At 65.0% G+C, this 25,710-nt stretch carries 19 protein-coding genes; 6 read left to right on the top strand and 13 right to left on the bottom strand.

Going from position 1 to position 25,710, the window contains the following annotated elements:
• From D2V17_RS15670 to D2V17_RS15660, 3 genes are all read right to left on the bottom strand, one after another.
• Positions 1–745 (bottom strand): TolC family protein (locus D2V17_RS15670; RefSeq protein ID WP_191229237.1); only part of this gene is annotated, 745 nt, incomplete at its 3' end.
• Positions 738–3,818 carry an efflux RND transporter permease subunit gene (locus D2V17_RS15665; protein WP_119593774.1) on the bottom strand — a complete coding sequence of 1,027 codons (3,081 nt, stop codon included), beginning with the start codon at positions 3,816–3,818 and terminating at the stop codon, positions 738–740. The genes D2V17_RS15665 and D2V17_RS15670, both read right to left, overlap by 8 nt.
• Position 3,819: 1 nt before the next feature.
• Positions 3,820–4,938, bottom strand: coding sequence for an efflux RND transporter periplasmic adaptor subunit (locus tag D2V17_RS15660; protein ID WP_119593772.1), 1,119 nt, complete (start codon positions 4,936–4,938; stop codon positions 3,820–3,822).
• Between the two features lie 105 nt (positions 4,939–5,043).
• Between D2V17_RS15660 and soxR the strand changes: the two genes are divergently transcribed.
• On the top strand, positions 5,044–5,496 hold the full coding sequence (gene soxR / locus D2V17_RS15655) for a redox-sensitive transcriptional activator SoxR (protein ID WP_119593770.1): 453 nt from the start codon (positions 5,044–5,046) through the stop codon (positions 5,494–5,496).
• Here soxR and D2V17_RS15650 read toward each other — a convergent pair.
• Genes D2V17_RS15650 through D2V17_RS15635 form a run of 4 tightly spaced genes read right to left on the bottom strand, consistent with a single transcriptional unit; the run spans position 5,483 to position 11,759 of the window.
• Positions 5,483–6,046 carry a GNAT family N-acetyltransferase gene (locus D2V17_RS15650; RefSeq protein WP_220474134.1) on the bottom strand — a complete coding sequence of 188 codons (564 nt, stop codon included), beginning with the start codon at positions 6,044–6,046 and terminating at the stop codon, positions 5,483–5,485. The two genes, soxR and D2V17_RS15650, sit on opposite strands and share 14 nt — an antisense overlap.
• Positions 6,047–6,051: 5 nt before the next feature.
• On the bottom strand, positions 6,052–7,461 hold the full coding sequence (locus tag D2V17_RS15645) for an efflux transporter outer membrane subunit (RefSeq protein WP_119593768.1): 1,410 nt from the start codon (positions 7,459–7,461) through the stop codon (positions 6,052–6,054).
• Complete coding sequence (locus D2V17_RS15640; protein WP_119593766.1) at positions 7,458–10,598, bottom strand: multidrug efflux RND transporter permease subunit; 3,141 nt, start codon at positions 10,596–10,598, stop codon at positions 7,458–7,460. The genes D2V17_RS15645 and D2V17_RS15640 overlap by 4 nt, the downstream gene beginning before the upstream one ends.
• An 18-nt stretch (positions 10,599–10,616) precedes the next feature.
• A complete protein-coding gene (locus tag D2V17_RS15635; protein WP_119593786.1) occupies positions 10,617–11,759 on the bottom strand; it encodes an efflux RND transporter periplasmic adaptor subunit in 1,143 nt (380 codons plus the stop codon).
• Positions 11,760–11,942: 183 nt separating this feature from the next.
• Here D2V17_RS15635 and D2V17_RS15630 point away from each other — a divergent pair, with 183 nt between their 5' ends.
• From D2V17_RS15630 to D2V17_RS15615, 4 genes are all read left to right on the top strand, one after another.
• Positions 11,943–12,647 (top strand): response regulator, encoded by a 705-nt coding sequence (locus D2V17_RS15630; RefSeq protein ID WP_119593764.1) that lies wholly within the window; start codon positions 11,943–11,945, stop codon positions 12,645–12,647.
• Positions 12,644–13,747, top strand: a complete 1,104-nt coding sequence (locus D2V17_RS15625; protein ID WP_119593762.1) for an ATP-binding protein — start codon at positions 12,644–12,646, stop codon at positions 13,745–13,747. The genes D2V17_RS15630 and D2V17_RS15625 overlap by 4 nt, the downstream gene beginning before the upstream one ends.
• Positions 13,748–13,851: 104 nt before the next feature.
• Positions 13,852–15,033 carry a glycosyltransferase family 2 protein gene (locus D2V17_RS15620; RefSeq protein WP_119593760.1) on the top strand — a complete coding sequence of 394 codons (1,182 nt, stop codon included), beginning with the start codon at positions 13,852–13,854 and terminating at the stop codon, positions 15,031–15,033.
• On the top strand, positions 15,026–16,357 hold the full coding sequence (locus D2V17_RS15615) for a glycosyltransferase family 2 protein (protein WP_119593758.1): 1,332 nt from the start codon (positions 15,026–15,028) through the stop codon (positions 16,355–16,357). The genes D2V17_RS15620 and D2V17_RS15615 overlap by 8 nt, the downstream gene beginning before the upstream one ends.
• Here the strand turns inward: D2V17_RS15615 and D2V17_RS15610 are convergent.
• From D2V17_RS15610 to D2V17_RS15585, 6 genes are all read right to left on the bottom strand, one after another.
• Entirely contained in the window at positions 16,293–17,522 is a 1,230-nt protein-coding gene (locus tag D2V17_RS15610) for an ABC transporter ATP-binding protein (RefSeq protein WP_119593756.1), read from the bottom strand. The genes D2V17_RS15615 and D2V17_RS15610 overlap by 65 nt on opposite strands.
• Complete coding sequence (locus D2V17_RS15605) at positions 17,519–18,307, bottom strand: ABC transporter permease (RefSeq protein WP_119593754.1); 789 nt, start codon at positions 18,305–18,307, stop codon at positions 17,519–17,521. Before D2V17_RS15605 ends, D2V17_RS15610 begins: the two co-directional genes overlap by 4 nt.
• A 96-nt stretch (positions 18,308–18,403) precedes the next feature.
• Positions 18,404–19,393, bottom strand: coding sequence for a glycosyltransferase family 2 protein (locus D2V17_RS15600; protein ID WP_119593752.1), 990 nt, complete (start codon positions 19,391–19,393; stop codon positions 18,404–18,406).
• Positions 19,394–20,371 carry a UDP-glucose 4-epimerase GalE gene (galE, locus tag D2V17_RS15595; protein WP_119593750.1) on the bottom strand — a complete coding sequence of 326 codons (978 nt, stop codon included), beginning with the start codon at positions 20,369–20,371 and terminating at the stop codon, positions 19,394–19,396.
• Positions 20,368–21,348: a UDP-glucuronic acid decarboxylase family protein gene (locus tag D2V17_RS15590; RefSeq protein WP_119593748.1), complete on the bottom strand. Its 981-nt coding sequence runs from the start codon at positions 21,346–21,348 to the stop codon at positions 20,368–20,370. The genes galE and D2V17_RS15590 overlap by 4 nt, the downstream gene beginning before the upstream one ends.
• Before the next feature lie 356 nt (positions 21,349–21,704).
• Positions 21,705–22,643 (bottom strand): LysR family transcriptional regulator, encoded by a 939-nt coding sequence (locus D2V17_RS15585; protein ID WP_191229236.1) that lies wholly within the window; start codon positions 22,641–22,643, stop codon positions 21,705–21,707.
• Between the two features lie 124 nt (positions 22,644–22,767).
• Here D2V17_RS15585 and D2V17_RS15580 point away from each other — a divergent pair, with 124 nt between their 5' ends.
• Entirely contained in the window at positions 22,768–25,704 is a 2,937-nt protein-coding gene (locus D2V17_RS15580) for a TonB-dependent receptor domain-containing protein (protein WP_191229235.1), read from the top strand.
• Positions 25,705–25,710: the final 6 nt, after the last annotated feature.

Genomic DNA, 25,710 nt, shown 5'->3' with positions numbered 1-25,710 from the left:
GCGCCGCCAGCTCGAACCGGGCGACCTGCCGCTGGCCTTCGAAGGTGGGCAAGGCCGCCCTCGCGCTCGCCTCGGCCGCTGCCGCACGCTCGATGTCGAGGCTGCTGGCCGATCCGGCCTGTTCCTGCATCGTTACCAGACGCAGGCCTTCGGTGCTCACCTGCAAGGACTGCTCAGCCACAGACAGGCCATGAGCCGAGGCGCAGGCATCGAGATAGGCGCGCGTCGTTTCCGCCGCCACCGTCACCCGCACCGCGTCACGCGCCGCCTCGACCGCGTCGGCATCGACGCTTGCCGCCTCCACCGCGCGTCCGATCCGGCCAAACAGATCGGCCTCCCACGACAGGCCAAAGTCGCCGCTGTACGACCACTGCGGGTCGCTGCCGCCTGACAGGCCGCTCTGCACGGAATTGCCATAGCTGACGCCGCCCGACACATCGGTGCCGGGCAGGCGGCCGGCACGCGCCTCCTGCATCACCGCACGCGCCTTGGCGAGATTGGCCGAGGCGACCCGCAGGTCCGTGTTGGCGGCGAAGGCCTGCGCGATCAGGTCGTCGAGCACCGGATCGCGGTAAAGCCGCCACCAGTCGGCGGGCAGATCCCTTGCCGCGTCGATGCCTGCGGCATGGGAAATAAACGGCCCTGCCGCCGCAGGGGGGGACTGCGGTGGGACGTAGGCAGGGCCGGCCGCGCAAGCCGAAGCGAGCAGCGGCAACAGGGTGAGAAGAAACGAAGGTTTACGCATGGGCCAGACCTCCATCGGTGAGACTTTCTGAAGCGTCACCCGCCTCGGCAGAGCGGTGATCGCCCGCCAGCAACGAGTAGACGGTGGGCAGCACGAACAGCGTGAACACGGTGCCCACCAGCAAGCCCATCACCACCACGATCCCGATGGCAAAGCGGCTGTTCGCTCCGGCTCCGCCTGCAAACAGCAACGGCACAAGGCCCGCCGCCATCGCCGCGGTGGTCATGAGGATCGGGCGCATGCGCACCGCCGCCGCGTGGCGAATGGCCTCGATCCGGCCCCAGCCCTCTTCGCGCTGCATCTGGTTGGCGAAGGACACCATCAGAATGCCGTGCTTGGAGATCAGCCCGATCAGCGTCACCAGCCCGATCTGGGTGTAGATGTTGAGCGTGGCGTAGCCGAGGTAAAGCGGCACCAGCGCTCCGCACACCGCCAGCGGCACGGTGACGAGGATCACCAGCGGATCGCGGAAGCTCTCGAACTGCGCGGCAAGCACGAGGAAGATCACCACCAGCGCAAAGCCGAACGAGACGGTCAGCCGGTTGCCCTCCTGCACATACTGGCGGCTGTTCGAGAGCCAATCGATGCTGGTGCCAGCGGGCAGAGGCTGGCTCTCCAGGAACTCCACCGCCTGCCCCATGGTGACGCCGGGCAGCAGCACAGCCGACAGGGTGGCGCTGTTCATCTGGTTGAACTGCGGCAGCCGGTTGGGTTGCGGGCGGATCTCTACGCTGGCGACCGTTGCGAGCGGCACGAGGCTGCCCGAAGCGGTGCGCACCCGGAACTGCCCCAGATCGTCCGGCGCAAGTCGCCGGGCCTGCGGCACCTGCGCGATCACGTCGTAGGAGCGGTCGTGCCAATTGAAGCGGTTCACGTAGTTCTCGCCGACGAGGATCGCCAAAGTGTCGGCGATCTCCGCCATGCTCACGCCCATCTCGCCCGCCTTTGCACGGTCGATGGTGATGTGCGCTTCGGGGCTGTCGAAGGCGAGATCGCTATCGACGAAGGCGAACAGGCCGCTGCCCCAGGCCGCGCCCTTGATGGCTTCGAGCGTTTCGTAGATCTGCGCGAAATCGTCCGACGAGCGGATCACCATCTGCACCGGCAGGCCGCCGCTGCCCGCAGGCAGAGGGCTGTCCTGAAACGAGGTCGCAAACACGCCTGTCACCGCGCTCATCCGGCTGGACAGTTCCGCCTGAATATCGTCGGCGGAACGATCCCGCTCGGTCCAGTCGTTGAGCACGACACCGCCGAACGCGCCGTTGGCATTGTTCTCGCCGCCGGTATCGAACCAGCTGTTCTTGAACTCCGGCAGGGTCTGGAAAATGCTGTCGATCTCGTCGCTGTAGCGCTGCGTATAGTCGAGGTTCGCATACTGCGGCGCCTTGGTCTGCACGAAGACGTAACCCATGTCCTCCGGCGGGGCGAGTTCGCGCTGGGCGCCGGTGAACAGCACCACAATCGCGCCGAGCATGGCCACCCCCACGATCATGACCGCCGCTCGCGCAGCCAGCGTCCGGTCGAGCAGGCGCGAATAGCCGCTGGTGAGGCGATGCATGTTGCGCTCGATCGCCTGGCTCAGCCGCCCCTCACCCAGTTTCGCATGCAGCAGCTTGCCGCTCATCATCGGCGAAAGCGTCAGCGCGACCACACCCGAGACGAGCACCGAGCCCGCCAGCGTGAAGGCGAATTCGCGGAACAGCGCGCCGGTCAGTCCGCCCATCAGCCCGATCGGGGCATAGACCGCCGCCAGCGTGATCGTCATCGCGATCACCGGCCCGACGATTTCGCGCGCGCCGATCAGCGCCGCCTCGAACGGTTTGAGCCCTTCCTCGATATGGCGGTGGATGTTCTCGACCACGACGATGGCGTCATCGACCACGAGGCCGATGGCCAGCACCATCGCCAGCAGCGTGAGCAGGTTGAACGAGAAGCCGAAGGCCAGCATCAGCGCCGCCGTGCCGAGCAGGGACAGCGGAATGGTGACAATAGGAATGATCACCGCCCGCAGCGAGCCGAGGAACAGGAAGATCACCACGATCACGATCAGCACCGCTTCGATCAGCGTCTTCTGCACCTCGTCAATCGAGGCGTTGACGAAATGGGCGACGTCGAAGTCGTTGCCGATCTCCACCCCCGGCGGAGCGACGCGCTGCATCTCGGGCAGCAGGTCTTTCACCGCCGCGACGATTTCCAGCGGGTTGCCGTCAGGCGTCGGCGAGATGGCGATCGACACCCCGCTGCGCCCGGAAGACTGGGCCGCCGCGTCATAGTTCTGGCCGCCGAGCTCGACGGTGGCGATATCGCTCAGCCGCACCACGCCGCCGATGCCGGTCTTCACCACCATGGAGCGGAACGCCTCCACATTGGTGAGGTCGGTTCCAGCGGTGATGTTGATGGCGGTATTTGCGCCTTTCAGCTGGCCGGGCGATGCCTGCACGTTGTTGGCCCGCAGCGCCGCCGCAATGTCGCCCGCCGTCATTCCGCGCGCGGCAAGCTTTACCGGATCGACCCACACCCGCATCGCCAGCGGCGCGCCGCCGCTGATCTGGGCCGAGGCGACACCGGGAACCGAGGTCAGCATCGGCTGGGCAACGCGGGTAGCGAAATCGACCAGCTGGGGCGCCGGCAGATCGTCGCTGATAAAGGAGATATACTGGATCGCCGAGGCGCCATCGGTGATCTTGGTGATGACCGGATCGGTCACGCCTTCAGGCAGGCGGAACTTCACCTGCTGCACCTTGGCGAGGATTTCGGTCATCGCGCGGTCCGCATCGGTGTTGAGCACCAGCTTGGCGCTGATCCGGCTGCTGCCCTGGGTCGAGGTCGAAGTGATATATTCGATGCCGCTGGCGGTCGCGATGGCCTGGGCGATGGGTGTGGTGACAAAGCCCTGCATCACGTCCTGCGTCGCGCCGGGAAAGGCGGTGTCGATGGTGATCGTGGCGCTTTCCATGCGGGGATATTGCCGCACTTGCAGCGTGTAGGTCGCGCTCAGGCCCACCAGCAGAATGAACAGGCTGACCACCACGGCGAGGATCGGGCGGCGGATGAAGATGTCGGTGAAGGCCATGTCAGCGCGCCCCCGCCTTTGCGGGCGACACCACGGTGACATCGGCGCCGGGCTGAACGCGCAGCAGGCCCTCCGTCACCACCACATCGCCGGGGGCCAGCCCCTGCGTGATCACCACATCATTGCCGATGCGGCGGCCCGCCATGACCGGCACATATTCCGCCTTGCCCCCCTTGCGCGCATCGCTGCCGCGAATGACGATCACGCTGTCGCCTTGCGCCGAGGTCTGGATGGCGGTGGCCGGAACGACCAGCGCGCCGTTTTGGACGGGCAGTTCCAGCGAAGCGGTGACATACATGCCGGGGCGCAAAGCCCGGTCAGGATTGGGCAGGATCGCCTGCACCGTGACGTTGCGCGTATCCTCGCCGATGCGGGGCTCGACCGCGTTCACGCGTGCGGCGAATGTCCGCTCGGGATAGGCATCGCTCGCCAGCAGCACCGTCGCACCCGGCTTCACCAGCGCGAGATTCTGCTGCGGCAGCGCGAATTCGAGATAAAGACGCGAGAGGTCCGTCAGCGTGGCGATGGCGTCGCCGGGATTGAGATACTGGCCCGGATTGACCCGGCGCAGCCCGATCTGGCCGGCGAAGGGCGCACGCACCTGCTTCTGGGTCAGCCGCGCATCGAGCTGGCGCACCTCGGCCAGCGCCTGATCGCGCTGCGCCCGCCGCTCTTCGAGCCGCTCGCGCGGTTCCGCACCGCTGGGGGCCAGCTCTTCCGAGCGCGCGACCTGCGTGCGGGCGAAGGCCGCCCGTGCCTGTGCCGCGGCCCGGTCGGCCCGTTCCGGCCCGTCGAACAGCTGCACCAGCACGGTTCCGGCACCGACCTGAGCCCCTGAATCGAACCGGATCGCCGACACGCGGCCCGCAACCTCTGCCGAAAGCTCCACTTCGCGCACAGCGCTGAGCGTACCGATCGCTTCGAGCGCCAGTGGCACCTCGCGCGGATTGACCTGCATGGCGACCACAGGCAGCGGTGCCTGCTCCCACTCCTGCGCCTGCCCGGCCTTCAGCCCGCGCCAGACGAACAGGCCGCCCAGAATGATGGCCAGCGCCACAAGCGTGGCAAGGATGGTGCGAAGGTGCGGGAGGCGCTCTTTCAGACGCGCTTTCGATGTCATGTCGGCTCCGGTTCTGAGCCCGTGCAGGCGGGCAAAAGGGAAGCTTGCGAAACAAGCCGACACGCCCCATACAACCTCAACATATGTTAAGGTCAAGGATTATCTGTGTCTTCTTCAGCACTGCATGTTCTCGCTGTCGGGGATGTTGCGCGGCGTAGCGGCGTGGCGGTCTCGACGGTCCATTTTTACGAGCGGCAAGGCCTGATCGAGGGTTGGCGCACCAGCGGCAACCAGCGGCGCTATCACCGCTCGGTGCTGCGCCGGATCGCACTGATCCGCATTGCCCAGCGCGCCGGAATTCCGCTGGCGATCATCAAGGAAACGCTGGCGGAGATGCCGCACGATCATATTCCGACCGCCGCAGACTGGCGCAACTTCACCAATGCCTGGACCGAGATGCTCAACGAACGGATCGATTCGCTGACGCAACTGCGCGACCAGATGACGAGTTGCATCGGCTGCGGCTGCATGTCGCTGGAGGACTGCCCACTGCGCAATCCGATGGACGAACTGGGGCAGCGCGGCGCGGGCCCGCAACGGCTCATCAATCCTGCCTAGGTCCGCTACGGGCGAGTGAGGATGCGAGCCATTCCTTGCGCAGGATGGCATATTGCATCGTGTTCTCGTAGATCGGGTCGCCGTTGGCATCACTCGTGAACGACACATATTCGACGAAAAGTCCTTCCTCACGCATCCCCAGCCGTTCGCACAGCCGCCGCGAGGCCGCATTGTGATCCTCGACATAGGCATAGAGCCGCCGCACGTTTCTGACCGTGAGCAGATCGTCAAACAGGGCGCGAGCCGCCTCGAAGGCATAGCCCTGCCCGCCGAAATCCGGGTTGAAGTTCCACCCCACCCCGAAGGTATCGCCTTCGTCCATCGCGAACAGATCGCCGATCATCTGGCCGGTGTCTTTCAGGCAGACGGCGATGTTCTCGCCGCTCTGGCTGCGCTTTTCCGCTTCGGCTTCCGCCGCGTCGAGGCTGTCGAGCTTCAGCGACAGGAAACAGCTGGCGACGGGCTGTTTCAGATAGGCGAACAGGTCAGCCGCGTCTGTCTTGCGAAAGCCCCGCAGAACGAGCCGTTCGGTTTCAATTGCGTCAATCATCGCGTTCAATCCTGGGCCCCATATTCGAGCAAACCGCCACCCAGAGCGCGATAGAGCCCGATCGCATTCGACAGATTCTCGCGTTCAAGGTCGAGCAGCGCGCTGCGCGCCGCATAATCGTCACGCTGCGCGTCGAGCAGTTCGAGCCGTCCGAAAACCCCTGCGCGGTAACGCAGGTCTGACAGCATCACACGCCTCGCCGTGGTGGCGACAGCCTGCCGCTGCGCATCGAGCTGGCGTTCGAAGGTGGCGCGTCCGGCCAGACCATCGGCGACCTCGCGGAAGGCCGACTGGATCGCGCGCTCGTAGTTCGCCACGGCCACCGACTTGCGGACCTCGGCCAGATCGAGATTGCCGCGCAGTTGCCCGCCCTGAAAGATCGGCGCAGCGACCTGCGGCGTGAACGACCAGGCCCGGCTGCTCGCGTTGAACAGGCTGTCGAGCGCCCCGCTGGCAAAGCCGAACGCCGCCGTCAGCGACAGGCGCGGGAAGAAGGCCGCTCGGGCGGCCCCCACATCGGCATTGGCGGCTACCAGTTGATGCTCGGCCTCGCGGATGTCGGGCCGGCGGACCAGCAGATCGGACGGCAGGCCGGCGGGAAGCTGCGTGCGGATGCCTTGCTCCGCCAGCGACAACGGGGGCGGCAGATCCTCGGGCAGCGGCCCGCCGATCAGCAGCGCCAAGGCGTTGGTCGACTGGGCCAGCACCCGTCTGCGCGCTTCGAGATCGGCCTCGGCCTGCCGCACCTGCCCCTCGGCCTGCGCCACGTCGACGCCGCTGTTCTGCCCCGCCGCATGCATCCGCCGCGCAATATCGAGCGACTGGCGCCAATCGCTCAGCGTCGCCTCGGTCAGCTTGAGCTGTTCGTCAGCCAGACGTTCGGCGAGGTAGGCATCGGCCACCGCGCCGATCAGCGCGATCTGCGTCGCACGCCGTCCTTCGTCGGTGGCGAGATAGCGCTCGAACGCGGCCTGCGACAACGAGCGCGAACGACCGAACAGGTCGATCTCAAAGCTGGTGAGCGCGGCCTGCGCCGTGAACTGGTCGAACTCGCTTCCACGGCCCGCCTCGGCTTCGGCGGCAGCGGAAGTGCGCTGCCTGCTGTAGCTGCCCGCCACCTCGACAGCGGGGAGCATGGCCCCGCGCTGGACCCGGAACTGCGCGCGCGCCGCCTCGACATTGAGCACCGCGATGCGCAGATCGCGGCTGTCGCTCAGCGCCCGGGCGATCAGGCGTTGCAGGCGCGGATCACCGAACATCTCGCGCCAGCCGAGGTCGGCGGCATGGGCCTCGTCCATCGCGTTGGCGAGCGGATAGGCTGCGGCAACCGGGGCGACCGGCATCTCCAGTTGCGGGTTCATCGAGCACCCGGCCAGCAGCAGCGCTGGCCATACAATGCACGCACGACGGATCATGGCCTTGCTCCCTCAGGCGCAGCGGGTTTGTCGTGACGCTCCTTGCGGCCTTGGCGCAGCCTGTCGGCCAGCCCGATCACCACGACGAAGAACACCGGCACCAGGAACACCGCGAGGATCGTGCCCGTGATCATCCCGCCGAACACCCCGGTGCCGATGGCATGCTGCGTCTCGGCGCTGGCCCCGGCGGCGAGCATCAGCGGCACCACGCCGAGCGTGAAGGCAAGGCTGGTCATGATGATCGGGCGCAAGCGCACCTTTGCCGCCGTCATCGCTGCCTCGACCAGTCCCATCCCCTCGTCGCGATACTGCTTGGCGAACTCGACGATCAGGATCGCGTTCTTCGCCGAGAGCCCGATGATCGTGATCATCCCCACCTTGAAGAAGATGTCGTTCGGCAGGCCGCGCAGCATCACCGCCGCAATCGCGCCGACCAGCCCCAGCGGCACCACCAGCATCACCGAGAGCGGCACCGACCAGCTCTCGTAAAGCGCGGCCAGCACGAGGAACACCACCAGCATCGACAGCGCCAGCAGCATCGGCGCCTCGGCTCCGGCCTGCTGCTCCTGCAACGACTGGCCGGTCCACTCGATGGCAAAGCCTCTGGGCAGGTCCGCCGCCAGCCGCTCCATCTCGGCCATGGCATCGCCGCTCGACACGCCCGGCGCGGCCTCGCCGGCAATCTTCATCGCCGGGTAGCCATTGTAGCGGGTCAACTGCAACGGCGTCTGGCCCCAGACCGGCGTCACCACTTCGGACAGCGGCACCATGCCGCCGGTCTGGTTGCGGACGTTGAGCTTCAGCACGTCGGCCAGCTGCATGCGATAGGGCGCGTCAGCCTGGACTATCACCTGCTGCATCCGCCCGCGCTCGGGAAAGTCGTTGACGTAGAACGAACCCATCGCCGCCGAGATCGTCTCACTGATCGCTGCGAACGGAACGCCGAGCGCCTCGGCCTTCTCGCGGTCGATCACGAGTTCGACGCTGGTGCTGTCGGGCAGGTTTTCGGGATAGACGCCGACCACCTGCGTGCTCTGCGCGGCCGCCGCCAGCAGCTGGTACTGCGCCGCCAACAGCGCCTCCTCGCCCTGATTGGCGCGATCCTGCAAGCGCAGGGCAAAGCCCGAGGAGGTGCCCAATTCGTCGATAGCGGGCGGCATCAGGTTCATGACCATACCTTCGGGCACATTGGCCATCGCCTCGGTCGCGCTGGCGACTTCGGCGGCGGCGGTGGCGCCATCGCGCTCGCCCCAGTCCTTGAGCATGGTGAAGGCCATGGCGACATTGGTGCCCGAGCCGGCGAAGCCAAAGCCCAGCACCGTTTCCAGATCCTTGATGCCCGGGCGGTTCAAGGCGTGCTCCTCGTATTGCCTGACGACATCGAGCGTGCGCTCGGTCGTTGCGTCGGCGGGGAGCTGGAACAGCGTCATGAAATAGCCCTGATCCTCTTCCGGCAGAAAAGCGGTCGGCAGGTTCACGAAACTGACGACCAGCAGGCCGACAATCAGCGCGAAGCCCGCCATCGCCCGGCGCGTATGCCGCAGCAACAGGCCCAGCCAGCCGCGATAGCGCTCGGTCATGCTGGCGAAGCTGCGGTCGAACCAGCTGAAAAAACGGTTCTTGCTCTGGTGGCCCTGCACCGGCTTCAGGATCGTCGCGCACAAGGCTGGCGTGAGCGACAAGGCCAGAAAGGCCGAGAACAGGATCGACACCGCCATCGACAGCGTGAACTGGCGATAGATCGCCCCGACCGAGCCGCTGGCGAAGGCCATCGGAATGAACACGGCGGACAGCACCAGCGTGATCCCGATCACCGCGCCGGTGATCTCGCGCATGGCCTTGATCGTCGCCTCCTTGGGCGACAGCCCTTCCTCGGCCATCAGCCGCTCGACATTCTCGACCACCACGATTGCGTCGTCGACGATGATCCCGATGGCCAGCACCATGCCGAACATCGTCAACACGTTGATCGAGAACCCGGCCAGCAGCATCACCGTGAAGGTGCCGAGCAAGGCAATCGGCGCGACAATCGCCGGGATGAAGGTGTAGCGGACGTTCTGCAGAAACAGGAACATCACGAGGAACACCAGCACCATCGCCTCGATCAGGGTGATCACCACCTTCTCGATCGAAATCCTGACGAAGGGCGCGGTGTCGAAGGTCACCACCGGCTCGATGCCTGCGGGCATGTCCTGCTTCAGTTCGTCGAGCCGGGCGAGGATCGCCTGCTGCGTCTGCACCGCGTTGGCGCCGGGCGACAGCATGATCGCCACGCCCGCGCTGGGATTGGCATTGGTGCGAACCGAGAAGCTGCTGGTCTGCCCGCCAAGCTCGACCCGCGCCACATCGCCCAGCCGCACGCTGGAGCCGTCGGGGTTGGCCCGCAGCACGATGGCCGCGAATTGCTCCGGCGTGCTGAGCTGCCCCGTTGCCGTGAGCGGCACGGTCACGCGCTGTCCTGGAATGGCCGGGGAGTCGCCCAGCTTGCCCGGCGCGATCTGGATATTCTGCGCCGCGATAGCCGCAGTCACGTCACCGATCGACAGGTTATAGGCGAGCAGCCTGGTCGGATCGAACCAGACGCGCATCGCCTGTTCGGACCCGAACAGCTGCGTCCGCCCGACCCCCGCAATCCGCTTGAGTTCGGGCACGACATTGCGCGCGGCATAGTCCCCCAGCTGGACCGGGTCGCGGCTGCCATCGGGCGAAATCAGGTCGATGATCATCAGGAAGTTCGACGAGGCCGCTTCCACCGTCACCCCGGTCTGCCGCACCATTTGCGGCAGCCGCGGCTCGACCGTCTTGAGGCGGTTCTGCACGTCGACCTGCGCCAGCTCGGGATCGGTGCCCGGCTTGAACGTGGCCGTAACCGAGGCCTCGCCCGAGGTGTCGACCGAGGATTCGAAATAGAGCAGGTTCTTGACGCTCGACAGCTCGCGCTCGATCAGGCTGACGACGTTGTCGTTCATCGCCTGCGGCGTTGCACCGGGATAGCTCGCGTAGATGCTGACCGAGGGCGGCGCCACGGTCGGGTAGCGGGCAATCGGCAGCTGGGGAATCGCGATCAAGCCGACCAGCACGATCACGATGGCGACGACCCAGGCGAAGATGGGCCGGTTGATGAAGAACTGCGGCATGGATCGCTCTCCCCTCGCCTAGCGTGCTGCTGCGGCGGCAGGCCGCCAGGCGATGGACTTGACGGGCACATCGGGCTGAACCTTGTCCTGCCCTTCGACAATGACCGTCTCCCCGGCGCGAAGGCCGCTCGAAACGTGGTAACGCCCCTCGATCACGTCACCCACGACCACGTCGCGGGCCGCGACCTGCCCCTTGCCATCGACGACAAAGACCTGCGCCTTGCCCGAGGGATCGCGGCGCACTGCCTGCTGGGGGACGGTGATCGCCTCCTGCTCGAAGGTGCGCGGCAGCCGCGCGCGGACGAACATGCCCGGCAGCAGGCGCCGGTCGGGGTTCGGCACCAGCACACGGACGACGGCGTTGCCCGTGCTCGGGTCCACGGTAATGCCGGAGAACAGCATCCGCCCCTTCACCGGATAGGGCTGGCCTTCGGTCGAGAGGATCTCGACCGGCGCATTCTCGTCGGCTGTGCCCGCCTCGATGGCAGCACGCATCGTCTCGATGCGGGCGACCGGCTGGCGCACGTCGATATAGACCTGATCGATCTGGTGCACCGTCGCCAAGGGATTGGCGTCATTGGCCGAGACCAGCGCGCCTTCGGTCACAAGCGCCTCGCCAATGCGCCCTGAGATTGGCGAGGTAATCCGCGCAAAGCCCACATCGAGCCGGCGCCGCGCCAGAGCGGCACGCGCTTCGGCAACGTCGGCGGCGGCCTGATCGCGCGCGACGCGGGCATCGTCATAGCTCTGGCGGCTGATCGCATCGGCATCGACCAGCGGGCGCAGGCGCTCCTCCTGAAGCCGGGCACGGGCGAAGGTCGCCTGGGCCCGCTGCAAGGCCGCTGCCGAGCTGTTGGCGTCGGCCTGAAACGGCGCGGCGTTGATCTGGAACAGCGGCTGTCCGGCGCGCACTTCGCTGCCCTGCTCGAACAGCTGGCGCTGCACGATCCCGCCGACCTGCGGACGGATCTCGGCCACCCGGTAGGCCACCACCCGGCCCGGCAACTCGTCGAACAGCGCCAGCGGCTCAGGCTTCACCTTGAGCACCGCCACCTCTATTTCGGGCGGCGGTGCCTGCTCCGGCGACGAGCAGGCGGCCAGCACCAGGCCAAGCGTGCCGACAACAGCGAGCGATGCGCGCTTGCGGACCTTTGCAATCATAAATTCTTCGTCTCCGCCCGGTGGGCTGCCCATGTGCGGCCGGTATCCGGCCAGATTTCACGGCGCCTATGACACCGGAGCGTCGACCTTGTGTGCAGGCTATGTTGCGATTGTGTGGAGGCCAGTGGCCCTCCCCTGATAATCGCCGCTATAGTGCACCCGTTCTGGAGGAGGATCAGGAACTTGCAAACGGACAATGCCCTTGTGCTCGTTGTGGAAGACGAGGCCGAGATTGCGGAGATCGTGACCGCCTATCTCGAACGTGAGGGCTTTCGCTCCATCTCCGTCGCGAACGGGAAAGCCGGGCTTGATTTGCACAAGAGCCTGAAGCCCGACATGGTGCTGCTCGATGTCGGCCTGCCCGGCAGCGACGGTTGGGATGTCCTCAGCGAAATCCGCCGACGCGGGACCACGCCCGTCATCATGATCACCGCACTCGACAAGGATATCGACAAGCTGCAAGCCCTGCGGATCGGGGCTGACGACTATGTGGTCAAACCGTTCAATCCGGTCGAGGTGGTGGCGCGGGTGCGCGCGGTGCTGCGCCGCACGGCGGGCAATTCAGGGAGCAGGATCGTCCGCGTGGGCGCGCTCAGGATTGACCCGGACAGCCACCTTGCCAGTGTCGCCGATGCGGCCAGCGGCGAACTGGTCCACCTCAACCTCACGCTTACCGAGTATCGCCTGCTGGTTCACATGGCCGCCGCGCCGATGCGGGTGTTCGGCCGGGGCGAACTGGTCGACGCCTGCCTGCCGGGCGGAGACGCGCTCGACCGCACGGTCGACAGCCATATCAGCAAGCTGCGCCGGAAGCTTGCCGAGGCGGGGATCGACGACATGCCATCGGGTGTGCGCGGCGTCGGCTATCGGTTGCTGGCGGTCAAATGAAGCCGCTCAAGGGCCTTGGCCGGCATGTTGCCCTGTCGATGGGGCTTGGTGCCTTCATGGGCGTGCTCTCATCTTATCTCGGCATCTACCTGCTCTATCTGGCCGCCTACAGCTTCTACCCCAACCTGTTACCGAAGGAGGACAACGGCATACTCCTTCCCACGACGCCGGAATTGCTGGTGCTGGCGCTGGTGGCCGCACTGGTACTGCTGGTCACGATTACGATGGCGCTGCGCCTTGCCGGCCGCATTGTCGCACCGCTGGCATCGGTGGCGCAGGCCGCGCGGCGGATTTCCGAAGGTGATCTCACTGCCAGAGCCCAGGCTGATGACGATCTGCCGGGCGAAGCTGCCTTGCTGGTGTCCGACTTCAACAGCATGGCCGACCGGCTGGAGGAAATCGCCCACGATGTTATCACCTGGAATGCCCAGATCGCCCACGAACTGCGCACCCCGCTGACCATTTTGCGTGGGCGTCTGCTTGGCATGATCGATGGTGTGTTCAGTCCCGACGATGCGCAATTACACCGGCTGCTCAAGCAGGTCGAAGGGCTGTCGCGGCTGGTGGAAGACCTGCGGATCGTCAGCTTGCTCGACAGCGGCGAAATGCGGCTGGAGCGCATCGAGGTGGATCTGGCACGCGAAATCGCCGAGTTTGGCGAACTGGTCGAGCCGGGTCTGGTCGAGGCGGGGTTTAGCCTCACCATATCCCCGGCTCCCGGCAAGGCCGTGCTCGATATGACACGCATCCGCCAGGCCTTGCTGGCGCTGGTCGACAACGCCCAGCGCCATGCCAACCCCTGCGACTTGTGCGTCGAAGCCAGCATGCACGCAGACACGGTCGAGATCCGGGTGGTCGATCAGGGGCCGGGTCTGCCTGACGACTTTGCCCGGGATGCCTTCAAGCTGTTTGCCCAGGGCAAGCAAACCGAAGGCGGCAGCCGCGCAGGTTCGGGCCTCGGGCTGTCGGTGGTGCAGGCGATTGCCAAGGCCCATGGCGGCTCGGCGTTTTACGGCGTGGACGGGCAGGCCTGCTTCTTTGCCCTATCGGTCCCGCGATGGGCCCCGCCATCCCTTTCCGCCGCTGCCGGTGCGATTTAAGCATCCACGCGGCAATGGTCCAACATTCGTACACCTTTTCACAAGCACTCGACAGATAAGGGAAATTTCATCCACTGGGCCCGGTTCGCAAGGCAAGGACTTCGATGGCGACGCTTGTATTCGATTGGGAATGGACCGCGCCGTTCAGCCGGCTGGGCATCGCCGCGCACTATTCGCATGCCTTGATCCTCGTTCGCTGCCGCAATGCCCCGATCGAGCAGGTAACGATCCCCATTGCCGACCAGCGCATCGAAGGCACCGCCATCGAGAACGCCCTGTCTGCCGGCGCCTGCCACCTGCGCGACCGGATCCTGCTCGGCGGTGACGACCGCGAAGCCGCCGCGACGCTGCCTTCGGCTACGGTCGCGGTCTGCACGCGTGACCGGCCCGACGACCTGCAACGCTGCCTGGAGGGTATCCTCGACCTCGACGGCCCGGAGCACGAGGTGCTCGTTATCGACAATTGCCCCTCGGACGACCGGACCGAAGCGCTGGTGCGCGCAATGCCGCGCGTCCGCTATCTGCGCGAACCGGTTGCCGGCCTAAACCACGCCCGCAACCGCGCACTGCGCGAAGCGAGCGGCGAAGTGGTGGTCTTTATCGACGACGACGCGGTGCCCGATCGGCATTGGCTCACCGCGCACCTTGCCAACTACATCCAGCCCATCGTGCTGTGCGTGACCGGCCTCACCGTCCCGCTGGAGCTGGAGCATCCGTCGCAGGAAGAGTTCGAGCAATATTCGAGCTTCATTCGCGGGTTCGAACGCCGCGTGTTCGATCCGATGCGCGACGATCCGCTCACACCGGGCGCGATCGGCGCGGGGGTCAACATGTCGGTCAGGCGTTCGCTGGTCGAGACGGTGGGCGGGTTCGACGGCGCGCTCGATGCCGGAACCGTCACCAAATCTGGCGGCGATCACGAGATGTATTCCCGCATCCTCGGGGCCGGATACCGCATCGTTTACGAGCCGCGCGCCATCAACCGCCATCGCCACCGCAATTCGCCCGACGAACTGGAGAAGGCCATCGAGGGCTATGGCACCGGGGCCTATGCCGCGATGACCCGCGCCCTCCTGGTCGATGGCGAGTTCGGGGTCTTTCGCATCGCCTGGCTGTGGTTTCGCCACGCTCAGGCGAAAGCGATCCTGCGCGCCCTGTTGCGCCGGGGCCCCGAGGTCGACCGCCGCATGATCCGGGCGGAGATCCGCGGCTGCCTGCGCGGGCCATGGGCCTATCTGCGCTCGGTAAGAAACATCCGCCGCCGGAAGCTGCTGCGTTATGGATAGGAACAGCACACCGCAGGCGTCGGTCGTGATCGCCACCTTCAACCGCGCCGATACCGTGGTGCGAACACTCACCGCACTGGCGCGGCAATCGGTTGCCGCTGGCACGTTCGAAGTGGTGCTGGTTTCGGACGGCTGTGTCGACGACACCGTCGCCCGCGCCAGCGCGATGGAACTGCCCTACCCGCTCACCATCGTGGAGCAGGAGAACGGCGGTCCGGCACTAGCACGCAACACGGGTGCGCGAAGCGCCCGCGCCGAGCTGCTGATCTTCCTCGATGACGATATCAATGCAGCGCCGGACTTCGTGGCGAGCCATCTTGCCCGGCATCGCAACGCGGTTCGTCATCCGCTGGTGGTGATCGGCTACCTGCCCACCAGACTGGCCACCCAGAGCGGCCTTTACGCTTCGGCCTTGCGTGGATGGTGGGAAACGATCTTCGACCGCATGGCCGAACCCGGCCACCGCTTCACTTATCGCGATCTGCTCAGCGGCAACTTCTCGCTTCCTGCCGCGCTGTTCCGCCAACTGGGCGGGTTCGAGACCGAACTGCGCTGCCACGAGGACTATGAACTGGGCTACCGTCTGATCGAGGCCGGGGCCTGCTTCAGCTTCAGCCGCGAGGCGAGCGGCGTGCACGAGGAGCGGACCGACTTTGCCCGCTCGTTGCGCCGTCAGTACGATGAGGGCGTGGCCAATGTCTGGCTCGCACGGCGCTATCCGCCGCTCACCAGAACCCTGCGGCTAGGCAACTTCCATTGGTCGCGAATTTCCCGGCTTGCGCAGCGTCTGGCCTTCACTTCGCCGAGGCTGGCAGCGCTCCTCGCCGGAGGTACGCACGTGTTGCTGGGCATTGCCGACCGCCTGCGGTTGCGCCGCGTCTGGCGCCGTCTGTCAGACCTGCTGCTCATGCACAACTACTGGCGCGGGGTCGTCGCGGGTGCCGATGGCCGCGAGGAACTGCTCAGGCTGATTGCCGCGAGCGAACAATCCTACAATGACGATCACGCCCCCCTCGTCATCGATTTGCAGGACGGGGTGGAGGCTGCCGAGCAGGTGCTGGATGCCAGGCGCCCCCACGGTATCGTGCTGAAATGGGGGCGGAATATCATTGGCACGGTGCCTGCCGACCCGGGGCGCGAGCAATTGCACGCTGGATACCTGCGGCCCCTGCTCTGCCGGGATTTCGCCGACGAGTATCTGCGCGCGGCAGGCCTTCAGGCGGTGCAGGACGGGGGCCACGGCCGCTCCGCCCTCGCCCCTAGCGAGACTGCACCGTCCACCGGCGCGGTGGCCCCGAGCGATCGTCACGTGCCTGCCCGGTGACAGTCAGCGGATAGGCGCGCCAGTGGTAGTCATAGGCATAGGCCCAGCTCGGCTCGTATAGCCCAACGCTCACCGCGTAGTCGCCCGGCTTGAGATCGAGGCCCTTGAAGCTCACCGCCACCCGATTGGAGCCGCCCGCAAGCTCGATACGGTCGCCTTCGGACGAGATGTCGATCACCTCCTCGTCATCGCGGCCGATGCTGAGCCCGATAATCGGAGCAACCCCGGTCTCGGCACGATATTCGATTTCGATGGTGAGCGGATCGGTCGGTCCGATCTCGCTGACAGGCTCTCCCTTTGCGCCAAGCAGGCGCAGGTCTTCGATCTCCATCTCCATCGACCCGAAGCGGTTTTCGTGGGTTCGCAGCACATGGCCCATCGCCAGAACGCGATCGGGCTTCCCGCTCGGTGTCACGGCGCGCGACTTGCTCGACATCGCCGCGCGATAGTCGCCGACGATCATTGCCGATTGCCCCACCGCCACGACCTCGCCCTGCCGCAACCACATCACCTTGTCGGACAGCCTCTCGGCCTGTTCGAGATCGTGGCTGATCAGCACCACGGCAGTGCCCTGCCGCTTGATCGTTTCGATCCGCTCAAGGCACTTGTTCTGGAACGAGAGATCACCCACCGACAGCACCTCGTCCACCAGCAGGATATCGGGGTCGACATGCGACGCCACCGCGAAGCCGAGCCGCATCTTCATCCCGCTGCTGTAAGTGCGGAACGGGGCCTCGATGAAAGGCTCAAGTTCGGAAAAGGCGATGATCTCGTCCATCCGACGGGCGACCTGCTGCCGGGTCAGCCCCGCGACGACGCCGCCGATCTGGAGGTTTTCCAGCCCGCTCAGTTCCGGATGCATCCCGACGTTGAGGTCAAGCAGACCAGCGGTTCGTCCGCGCCGCTCGATCCGCCCTTCATCGGGGCGCATCACGCCGCCCAGCAGACGCAGGAGGGTCGACTTGCCCGCGCCATTATGACCGATCACAGCCACCATCGCCCCGGCCTCGACCTCCAGATCGACCCCTCGCAGGGCCCAGACCCGCTCAGCCTTCCCGCGCGAAAAGCCGCGCAGGAGTGCCTCTTTCATCGTGGCCGGATTGGGCGTGGCATAGCGCCGAAAGGCCTTGCCCACCCCTTCGGCGCGCAACACAACCTCGCTCATAGCTCCTCCAGAAAGCGCGAGCGGGCCGATCGGAAATAGGCCACCGTCACGATCAGCAGCAGCAGCGAGCCCGCCAGGATGACGCTCAGCGCCCCCCAGTCGGGCGCCTCCTGTCGCAGCAGGATTGCGCGATAGGCCTCCACCAGATGCGTGACCGGATTAAGCAGCACGAAGGCCTTGATGCTGCTGGACAGGCTGCCCAGCTCGTAAAAGATCGGCGTGATGAAATAGCCGAGTTGCAACACGATCGGCAGGCTCTGTTCGACATCGCGAAAACCGACATTCATTGCCGCCACGAAATAGCTCGCGCTGAGGATCATCACGAACTGAATCGCCAGGATCACCGGTAGCCACAGCGCGCTCGCCCCGAGGGTGAACCCCTCGAACAGCATGAACATGGCAAGCAGTGGCAGCGCGATCAGGAAGTTGACCAGCGAGGAGATGGTCGAGACCACCGGCAAAGCCTCGACCGGGAAGCTCGGCTGACCGATCAGATTGGCGTTGCCGGTGATGCTGGCGGCGGCCTGGTTGAGCCCCGCCTGCACCCATTGCCATGACAGGATCGCGATAAAGATGCCGCTCAGGCGCGGGGTTTCAAGCAGATCCAGCCCATGCGCGAAAACCACATAGAAGATCGCCAGAAACAGCAGCGGGTTCAGGACCGACCACAGCATGCCAACACTGGTGTGCTTGTAGCGGGCACGGAAATCGCGCCGCACCAACACGAAAATAACATCGCGCAAATGGACGAGCCGATCGCGGTCGAAAGTGCGCGCCCTCAGCATGACCGCCAATGTCCCATGAAGAGGCGACCGGAACAGGCCCCGCCTCTCTTCCCAAAGCCTGTTGCAGACCGAACGGTTTTCATTGCGAGCAAAGGCCTACCAAGTGCCGTCCTGATATCTCGGGCGTGAAATCAGCCCCATGCGGGCGACGCAATCTTTCAACCAGCGCGGCGTCAAGAGCGCCTTGATATAGAATCCAACCAGTTCGAGCCACAGCGAAGACGACGCAAACGCATGATCTTGCTGAAGCCGACGCATCATGAGGATGGCTCTCTTGCGTGCGCCCTCCATGGCCGCGCGCTGGGCATGCCACAGCAGGAAGTTGCGGTGATGGTCGACGAACTCGTCGCGATAGTCGGCCATCTCGCGCGCGAAACGCTCGACCACCAGTTCGTATGACCGGACCATCTTTTCCGCATCGCTGGACATGTTCCCCCGCATGATACGGTAGCCCACCAGTCGGCGGGGCACGCAGCGGAACGGAAAATGCTGCGCCGCCGCCATGGCGAACATGTAATCCTCGCAGCCTTGCGCACCCTTCGCGCGCAGCTCGGCATCGAAGCCGCCGACCACGTCGAACACCTCGCGATGCATCAGCATCGAACTGCCGTTGCCGATGAAGTTCTCGCCCGCCAGTTGCCGCCTGACATCGCCCTCGTAGCTGGGCGGACGGTAGCTGGGCCGATAGACCCGGTCGCGCCGGTCGATCTGGCAGAACCAGCAATAGGCGAGCGCTGGCGGTCCGCCGGCGATCAAGGCCATTTGCGCCGCGACCTTTTCCGGCGCCCACAGATCGTCGGCATCGACAAAGGCCAGATAAGGGGCCGTGGTCAGGGCCGCGCCGTGGTTGCGGGCCTCGGCCACACCGCCATTGCCTTGCCGGACCAGCCTGACCCGCGGATCGCGCGCGGCGACGGACATCACAAGCTCGGGCCCGCGATCGCCCGACCCGTCATCGACCACCACGATATCGAGATCGGCATAGGTCTGCGCACGCACGCTTTGCAGCGTTCGCTCGATTGTTTCGGCAGCGTTGTACATGGGGATCACCACGGCGACGGTGCCCCTGTCTGGAGCGCCTGCCATCTATCGGCCCATGCTGTTGCGCCATGTCAGGGCGCTCTCGACAATCTCCTCGATGGACGAGTGAGCGGGTGTCCAGCCAAGGTGGCTTTTCGCCTTTTGCGCCGAGGCCACGAGGATCGCCGGATCGCCTGCCCGCCGTGCGCCCCAGGTCACCTTCGGCTCCGCCCCCACCGCGCGCGCCACCGCCGCGAGAAGCTCCTTCACGCTGGTGCCCTGACCGGTGCCCAGATTGAACGCATGGCAACCAGCCTCGCGGAGCAGATAGTTCGCCGCGCGAACATGGGCATCGGCCAGATCGGTCACATGGATATAGTCGCGCACCGGAGTGCCGTCCGGGGTATCGAAATCGGTCCCGAAAACGGTGAAGTCCGCCGCCTCGTTGATGGCCGCCTCGATCGCGAGCGGGATGGCATGCGTTTCCGGCTCGTGCCGCTCGCCGATCTCGCCGTCCGGGTCGGCCCCGGCGGCGTTGAAATAGCGCAGCGTTACCGAGTTCAGCCCGTGGGCGGCATGAAAGCTGTGCAGCATCTTCTCCACGAACAGCTTGGACCAGCCATAGGGATTGATCGGCACCTGTGGGTGATCTTCGGTGATCGGCAGGAACTGCGGATTGCCGTAAGAGGCGCAGGTTCCCGAAAACAGCACCGGCACCGCCGCGCGCGCCACGAGTTCCTGCATCAGGTTGAGCGAAGCCACCGTGTTGTTACGATAGTAAAGGCCGGGATCGCCGACCGACTCCCCGACGTAGGCGAAGGCAGCAAAGTGGGCGACGAGGTCGGGCCTGGTCTCATCCATCGCGCGGCCCAGCGCCTCGCGGTCGAGCAGCGAGCCCTCGATCAGCGGCCCCCACCGCACCGCTTCGCGCCAACCGCGCGAGAGATCGTCGAACGTGACGACTTCCCAGCCATCGGCCGCAAAGGCCTTGCAGCAATGCGCGCCGACATACCCCGCGCCTCCGGTAACGAAGACCCTCTTCATGGCAGGTGCAACGTCAGCTGATCGTTATCCCGCAGCAATTGCTCGAAATAGGAGATGGTCTTTTCGAGGCCTTGCTTCAGTTGAATTTCCGGCTCCCAATCAAGGCTTTGCCGCGCCTTCGTGATGTCGGGTCGGCGCTGTCTGGGATCGTCGACGGGGATCGGATGCTGCTCGATCACCGAGCGCGATCCGGTTTGCGCGATCACCAGGTCCGCCAGTTCGCGGATGGTGAATTCCACCGGGTTGCCAAGGTTGATCGGGCCGCAGGTCTCTTCCGGGGCATCCATCAGCCGGATGAGCCCGTCGATCAGGTCGTCGACGTAGCAGAAGGACCGGGTCTGCTCGCCATCGCCATAGATCGTGATCGGCTGATTGCGCAGCGCCTGAATGATGAAGTTCGATATGACGCGCCCGTCGTCAGGCCGCATCCGCGGGCCATAGGTGTTGAAGATGCGGGCGACCTTGGTGCTGAGGCCATACTGCTGGCGGTAATCGAAAATCAGCGTCTCGGCGCAGCGCTTGCCCTCGTCGTAGCAGGCGCGCGGGCCGATGGGATTGACGTGTCCCCAATAGCTTTCGGCTTGCGGGCTCTGCTTCGGATCGCCGTAGACCTCTGAAGTGGAGGCCTGCAGAATGCGCGCCTTGGTCCGACGCGCCAGATCGAGCATGTTGATCGCCCCGAGCACGCTGGTCTTCGTCGTCTGCACCGGATCGAACTGATAGTGCATCGGGCTGGCCGGGCAGGCCAGATTGTAGATCGCATCCGCTTCGATTTGCAGGGGAACGGTCACGTCATGGCGCAGCACCTCGAAGCGAGGGTTATCCATGAGCTGGCGGATGTTTTCTTTCCGCCCGGTGAAGAAGTTGTCGATGCAGACCACATCTTCGCCGCGTTCGAGCAGCCTTTCGCACAGGAAGGAGCCGAGGAAACCCGCCCCACCTGTGACAATCGTACTTCCCTTCAAAGTACCACGCATCTTTGTTTGTCCCCCAGGCATATCAGCGCGCGATAAAAACGCGCCGATAATCAGTCAGCTATGCCGCTGCTGACCTTGGAGCAAGTGTTCCTAACATATGTCTATCAAAGTGGGACGATTTAGCGTTACCCTCTGATTTTCCATCAATCTTAACGGTCACCGCAGCCATTGAGGCTCAACCGACGAGATGCAAAATAGTGGCCGCCCGAAGAGCATATTTCCGCCAATTCGAAGCCCCTGAAAGAATGCCAGCACACATTGAAATAGATACTGACAGAACAGTCTAAGAGATTGCCGCAAGATGAAACCATGAGATGGCCGCAATTTTCACGGTTCAGCCCCGGATCGGACCGAGGCTACTGAAAGTCCACTTGCTGCCTGTGCGGCAACACATTCCACATTTCAGCGCCTGATTTCTCCTGCGCCATAGCGAGCTTTTCTTGCAGAAAAGCAACAAGTTCCCGCACATTGGGCTTCAGCATCCGTTGGCTGGGCACCATCGCCTTGAGCCAGAGCGGCGGTGGCCGAAAATCGGGCAACAGCCTGACGAACGCGCCGCTCGCAACGTCGTCGGCCACCAGTATCGAGGGCAGCACGGCCACCCCCAGCCCCTGCCGGACCGCTTCGCGCAACACGAGCGCATCGTTGACCTGGAACCGTGGCTGCACCCTCACCGCGAAATCGTTGTGCTCGCTATAGAAGTGCCAGGTGTTCCCATAGAGCAACGAGGCCAGACACTTGTGCTCCATCAGCTGGTGAGGATGGACTGGCGTCCCAAACTCCTCGCAATAGCGTGCGCTGGCATAGGTCGCGTTGGAATAAGGCATCAGGGGAATCTCGACGACCTGTCCGCTGGTCGAGGGGCGCGCGCCGATGGTCAGATCGCAATCCAGATCGAGCTGGTCGTTCAGGCGGTCGATCAGTCGCAAGTCGATCGTCACTTCGGGATGGAGTTGCATGAACTCGCCAAACAGCGGGCCGAAGATGCGGTTGGTCACGGTGCCCGGCGCGTCGATGCGCAAGTGCCCGCGCACGGTCTCGGTCGCCTCCGGCTCGGCGATTTCCTCATATTGCGCGAGCAAGCGCTGGCATTGCGGCAACAGGCGGCGCCCGTCCGAGGTCAGCAGGATCTCCCGCGTGGAGCGGTGAAACAGCGTTACCCGGAACTGATGCTCAAGCTGGCCGATCCGCTTCGACACCACCGATGGCGCAATCCGCTCGGCCCGCGCGGCGGCGGCAAAGCTGCCCAGACTGGCGGCGGCCAGAAAGGTGCGGATATTCACCAGAGTGTCCATAACGCTCTTCCCATTATTCGCGATCTGCGAACGCTGGCGTCTCATTATGGCATATTGTCCGTTCACTCAACGCTGCATATCCCCTTGCCCAACAACCACGATCACAGTGGGAAAGGGAGATATGATGACGAAGGCCACCGTCTTTTCGGCAACTACCTGCGCGTTTGCACTTGCGATTGGCTTGTCCTCTGCCGCACAGGCGCAGGATCAGGCAGCCGCCTCGCCACCGTCCGAAACGGCAGCGAGTGGCGAGAACAGCATGATCGTCGTCACCGGCTCGCGCATTCGTTCGAGCTTCGAGCAGCCCACGCCGGTCACGATGCTCGGCTCGGACCAGATCGAACAGCGCGGCATCACCAACCTCGGCGATGCGCTGAACGAACTGCCGAGCTTTTCCGCCACGGCCAGTCCGGCGACCTCGGGTCTCAACCCCGGCCCCGGCCTCAATATCGGCGGCCGCATCCTCGACCTGCGCGGCCTCGGCGCGGTGCGCACGCTGACGCTGGTTGACGGCAAGCGGTTCGTCTCCTCGACCACGCAGGGCACGGTCGACACCAACATGATCCCCTCGATCCTGCTCAGCCGCGCCGATGTGGTGACCGGCGGTGCCTCGGCGGTCTACGGGTCCGACGCGGTTTCGGGCGTCGTAAACCTGATTCTCGACCGCGACTTCACCGGCTACAAGGCCAACGCCCAGTTCGGCATCTCGAACCGGAACGACAACCTCACCCGTCAGGTCGGCGTGGCCGGCGGCTGGGACTTCGGCTCCAACGTTCACCTCGTGGTTGGTGGCGAGTGGGAGAAGTCCGACGGGATCGACGCCTGCCGCGACCGCGACTGGTGCGTGAACGGCATGACGATCATCGGGCGCAATCCGCTCGCCGCGGGTCAGTCACCCGACCGCCCGGCCTCGAACATCCTGCCCAATGCCGCCACCTGGAGCGCCGACTATCAGGGTGTCACCACTCCGCCCGCCAGCGCCTTTACCGGTGTCGATGTGCCGGTGCTGCGCCCGATCGACGGCATCACCTTCAACAACGATGGCACGCCCCGGCGCTATCAGTTCGGCTCCTATGCCAACCGCATCTGGATGGTGGGCGGCGAAACCGGCACGCCCGCTGAAGAAAACCCCTACTTCGATTTCCCGATCGTCTCCCCCACCGAACGCTACAGCGCAATGGGCCTGCTGACTGTGCAAGCAAGCGAGGATCTCTCGTTCGAACTGGGCGTGACCGTGGGCGGAGCCGATGGCCGCCACCGCTCGACCGCCTATCGCAATATCGGCATCGTCATCCAGGACGATAACCCGTTCATCCCGCGCTCGAACGATCCAACCCTCGATATTCCGACGATCCTTGCCAGTTCCGGGGCGACCAGCTTCACCCTCGGCAAAGGCTTCCATGATGTCGGGGCAACGCAGATCAAGGCGGAAAACCGCGTGTTCCGGGTGGTGGCCGGGCTCGAATACGAGCTGGGCAGCGGCTGGACCGCCGACGCCTACTATCAGTATGGCCGCAACTCGTTCCGCTCGGATCTCACCAACAACACCATCACCGCCAACATCGTGAAAGCGCTCGACGCAACCAGCGTCGGCGGGGTGCCTGTGTGCCGTGTGAACGCCGATGCCAATCCTGCCAACGACGATCCGTCCTGCGTTCCGCTCAATCCCTTCGGCTATGGCCAGGGCGCGAACTTCGACCAGGCGGTCGCCTACGTCACCGGCTCGGGCTTCCAGACCAGCGTCACCACGCAGCACATCGTTGCCGCCAACGTGGCCGGCAGCCTGTTCGAACTGCCCGGCGGCCCGGTCGGTGTGGCGTTCGGCGGGGAGTACCGCAGCGACGATCTCAGCGGCGACACCGACGACATCTCGAAGGCTGGCGGGTTCTTCAACGCCGGCAACGGATCGGCAATCGCGGGCAAGGTCGAAGTGGTCGAAGGCTATGCCGAAGTCGACGTGCCGCTGCTCAGCGGCGTGACCTTTGCCGAGGAGCTCGGCCTCAGCGGTGCAATCCGGCAGACGCACTACAACCGCTCCTCCGCCTTCGCGGACAGTTCCTCGGTCAATGCGACTACCTGGAAGCTCGGCGCGGTTTGGGCACCGGTCGAGGCGGTGCGGATGCGCGTTACCCGCTCACGCGATATTCGTGCGCCCAACGTGCCCGAGCTGTTCGGCCCGCAAACCACCACCACCGGCATCCTGACCGACGTCGGCAACGGCGGGGTGCAGGTGATCGTGCCAATCACCAAGGGCTCGAACGCCAGCCTCCTTCCTGAAGAAGCCGACACCTTTACCGCAGGCGTGGTGCTGCAACCGACCGGAGGCTTCCTCAGCCAGTTCCGCGCCTCGGTCGACTATTACGACATCGACATTTCGAACGCGATCGGCACGCTGGGCCAGCAGAACATCGTGCAGCGCTGCGAAGATGGCGACACGCTGTCGTGCTCGCTGATTACCCGCGATGCTTCGAACAATGTCACCAACATCAACGATACGATCCAGAACGTGAACCGTCTGGTCGCGCGCGGGATCGACTTCCAGCTGAACTATCGCCAGCCGCTTGGCGGCGACAACCAGCTCTCGGTGATGTTGCTGGCGAACCATGTGAAGGATCTCATCACCTACGATTCGGTGGGCGCAACCCAGCGCGCCGGGCAGACCGGCCTGCGCGGCGGCACCCCGTCGGGCGCGCCGGACTGGACGCTCGATGCCAATATCGCGCTCGATATTGGCGAAGCCTTCTCGTTCAACACTCACGTGCGCTGGATCGACAAGGGGTTCTTCTTCCCCACCTTCGTCGCCCCCGGCGATCCGGATTTCTCGTTCGAGGACCCGAACAGCGTGAACATCAACGAACTGCCCTCGCGCACCTATGTCGATCTGATGGCGACCTACCGGCTGCTCCCGGCCTCCGGCCAGCGCTTCGAGATCTTCGCCGGGATCGACAACGTGTTCGACCAGAACCCGCCCACCTTCCCCGGTGCCAACGGCGCGGGCAACAACGTGTTGTTCAACCCCGTGGGCCGGATGTTCAAGGGCGGTGTACGCGCCCGGTTCTGACCTGAT

The sequence above is a fragment of the Aurantiacibacter xanthus genome (assembly GCF_003584015.1).
Taxonomy (GTDB): Bacteria; Pseudomonadota; Alphaproteobacteria; order Sphingomonadales; family Sphingomonadaceae; genus Alteraurantiacibacter; species Alteraurantiacibacter xanthus.
This window is presented reverse-complemented; position numbering and strand designations above follow the sequence as displayed.

Excerpts from the sequence above, each read along its gene's own strand:
- D2V17_RS15650 (WP_220474134.1), bottom strand. The coding sequence starts at position 6,046 with ATGATTGACGCAATTGAAACCGAACGGCTCGTTCTGCGGGGCTTTCGC.
- D2V17_RS15585 (WP_191229236.1), bottom strand. The coding sequence starts at position 22,643 with ATGGACACTCTGGTGAATATCCGCACCTTTCTGGCCGCCGCCAGTCTG.
- D2V17_RS15660 (WP_119593772.1), bottom strand. The coding sequence starts at position 4,938 with ATGACATCGAAAGCGCGTCTGAAAGAGCGCCTCCCGCACCTTCGCACC.
- D2V17_RS15615 (WP_119593758.1), top strand. The coding sequence starts at position 15,026 with ATGGATAGGAACAGCACACCGCAGGCGTCGGTCGTGATCGCCACCTTC.
- D2V17_RS15645 (WP_119593768.1), bottom strand. The coding sequence starts at position 7,461 with ATGATCCGTCGTGCGTGCATTGTATGGCCAGCGCTGCTGCTGGCCGGG.
- D2V17_RS15635 (WP_119593786.1), bottom strand. The coding sequence starts at position 11,759 with ATGATTGCAAAGGTCCGCAAGCGCGCATCGCTCGCTGTTGTCGGCACG.
- D2V17_RS15590 (WP_119593748.1), bottom strand. The coding sequence starts at position 21,348 with ATGCGTGGTACTTTGAAGGGAAGTACGATTGTCACAGGTGGGGCGGGT.
- D2V17_RS15640 (WP_119593766.1), bottom strand. The coding sequence starts at position 10,598 with ATGCCGCAGTTCTTCATCAACCGGCCCATCTTCGCCTGGGTCGTCGCC.
- D2V17_RS15610 (WP_119593756.1), bottom strand. The coding sequence starts at position 17,522 with ATGAGCGAGGTTGTGTTGCGCGCCGAAGGGGTGGGCAAGGCCTTTCGG.
- galE (WP_119593750.1), bottom strand. The coding sequence starts at position 20,371 with ATGAAGAGGGTCTTCGTTACCGGAGGCGCGGGGTATGTCGGCGCGCAT.
- D2V17_RS15665 (WP_119593774.1), bottom strand. The coding sequence starts at position 3,818 with ATGGCCTTCACCGACATCTTCATCCGCCGCCCGATCCTCGCCGTGGTG.
- D2V17_RS15580 (WP_191229235.1), top strand. The coding sequence starts at position 22,768 with ATGACGAAGGCCACCGTCTTTTCGGCAACTACCTGCGCGTTTGCACTT.
- D2V17_RS15620 (WP_119593760.1), top strand. The coding sequence starts at position 13,852 with ATGGCGACGCTTGTATTCGATTGGGAATGGACCGCGCCGTTCAGCCGG.
- D2V17_RS15625 (WP_119593762.1), top strand. The coding sequence starts at position 12,644 with ATGAAGCCGCTCAAGGGCCTTGGCCGGCATGTTGCCCTGTCGATGGGG.
- D2V17_RS15600 (WP_119593752.1), bottom strand. The coding sequence starts at position 19,393 with ATGGCAGGCGCTCCAGACAGGGGCACCGTCGCCGTGGTGATCCCCATG.
- D2V17_RS15605 (WP_119593754.1), bottom strand. The coding sequence starts at position 18,307 with ATGCTGAGGGCGCGCACTTTCGACCGCGATCGGCTCGTCCATTTGCGC.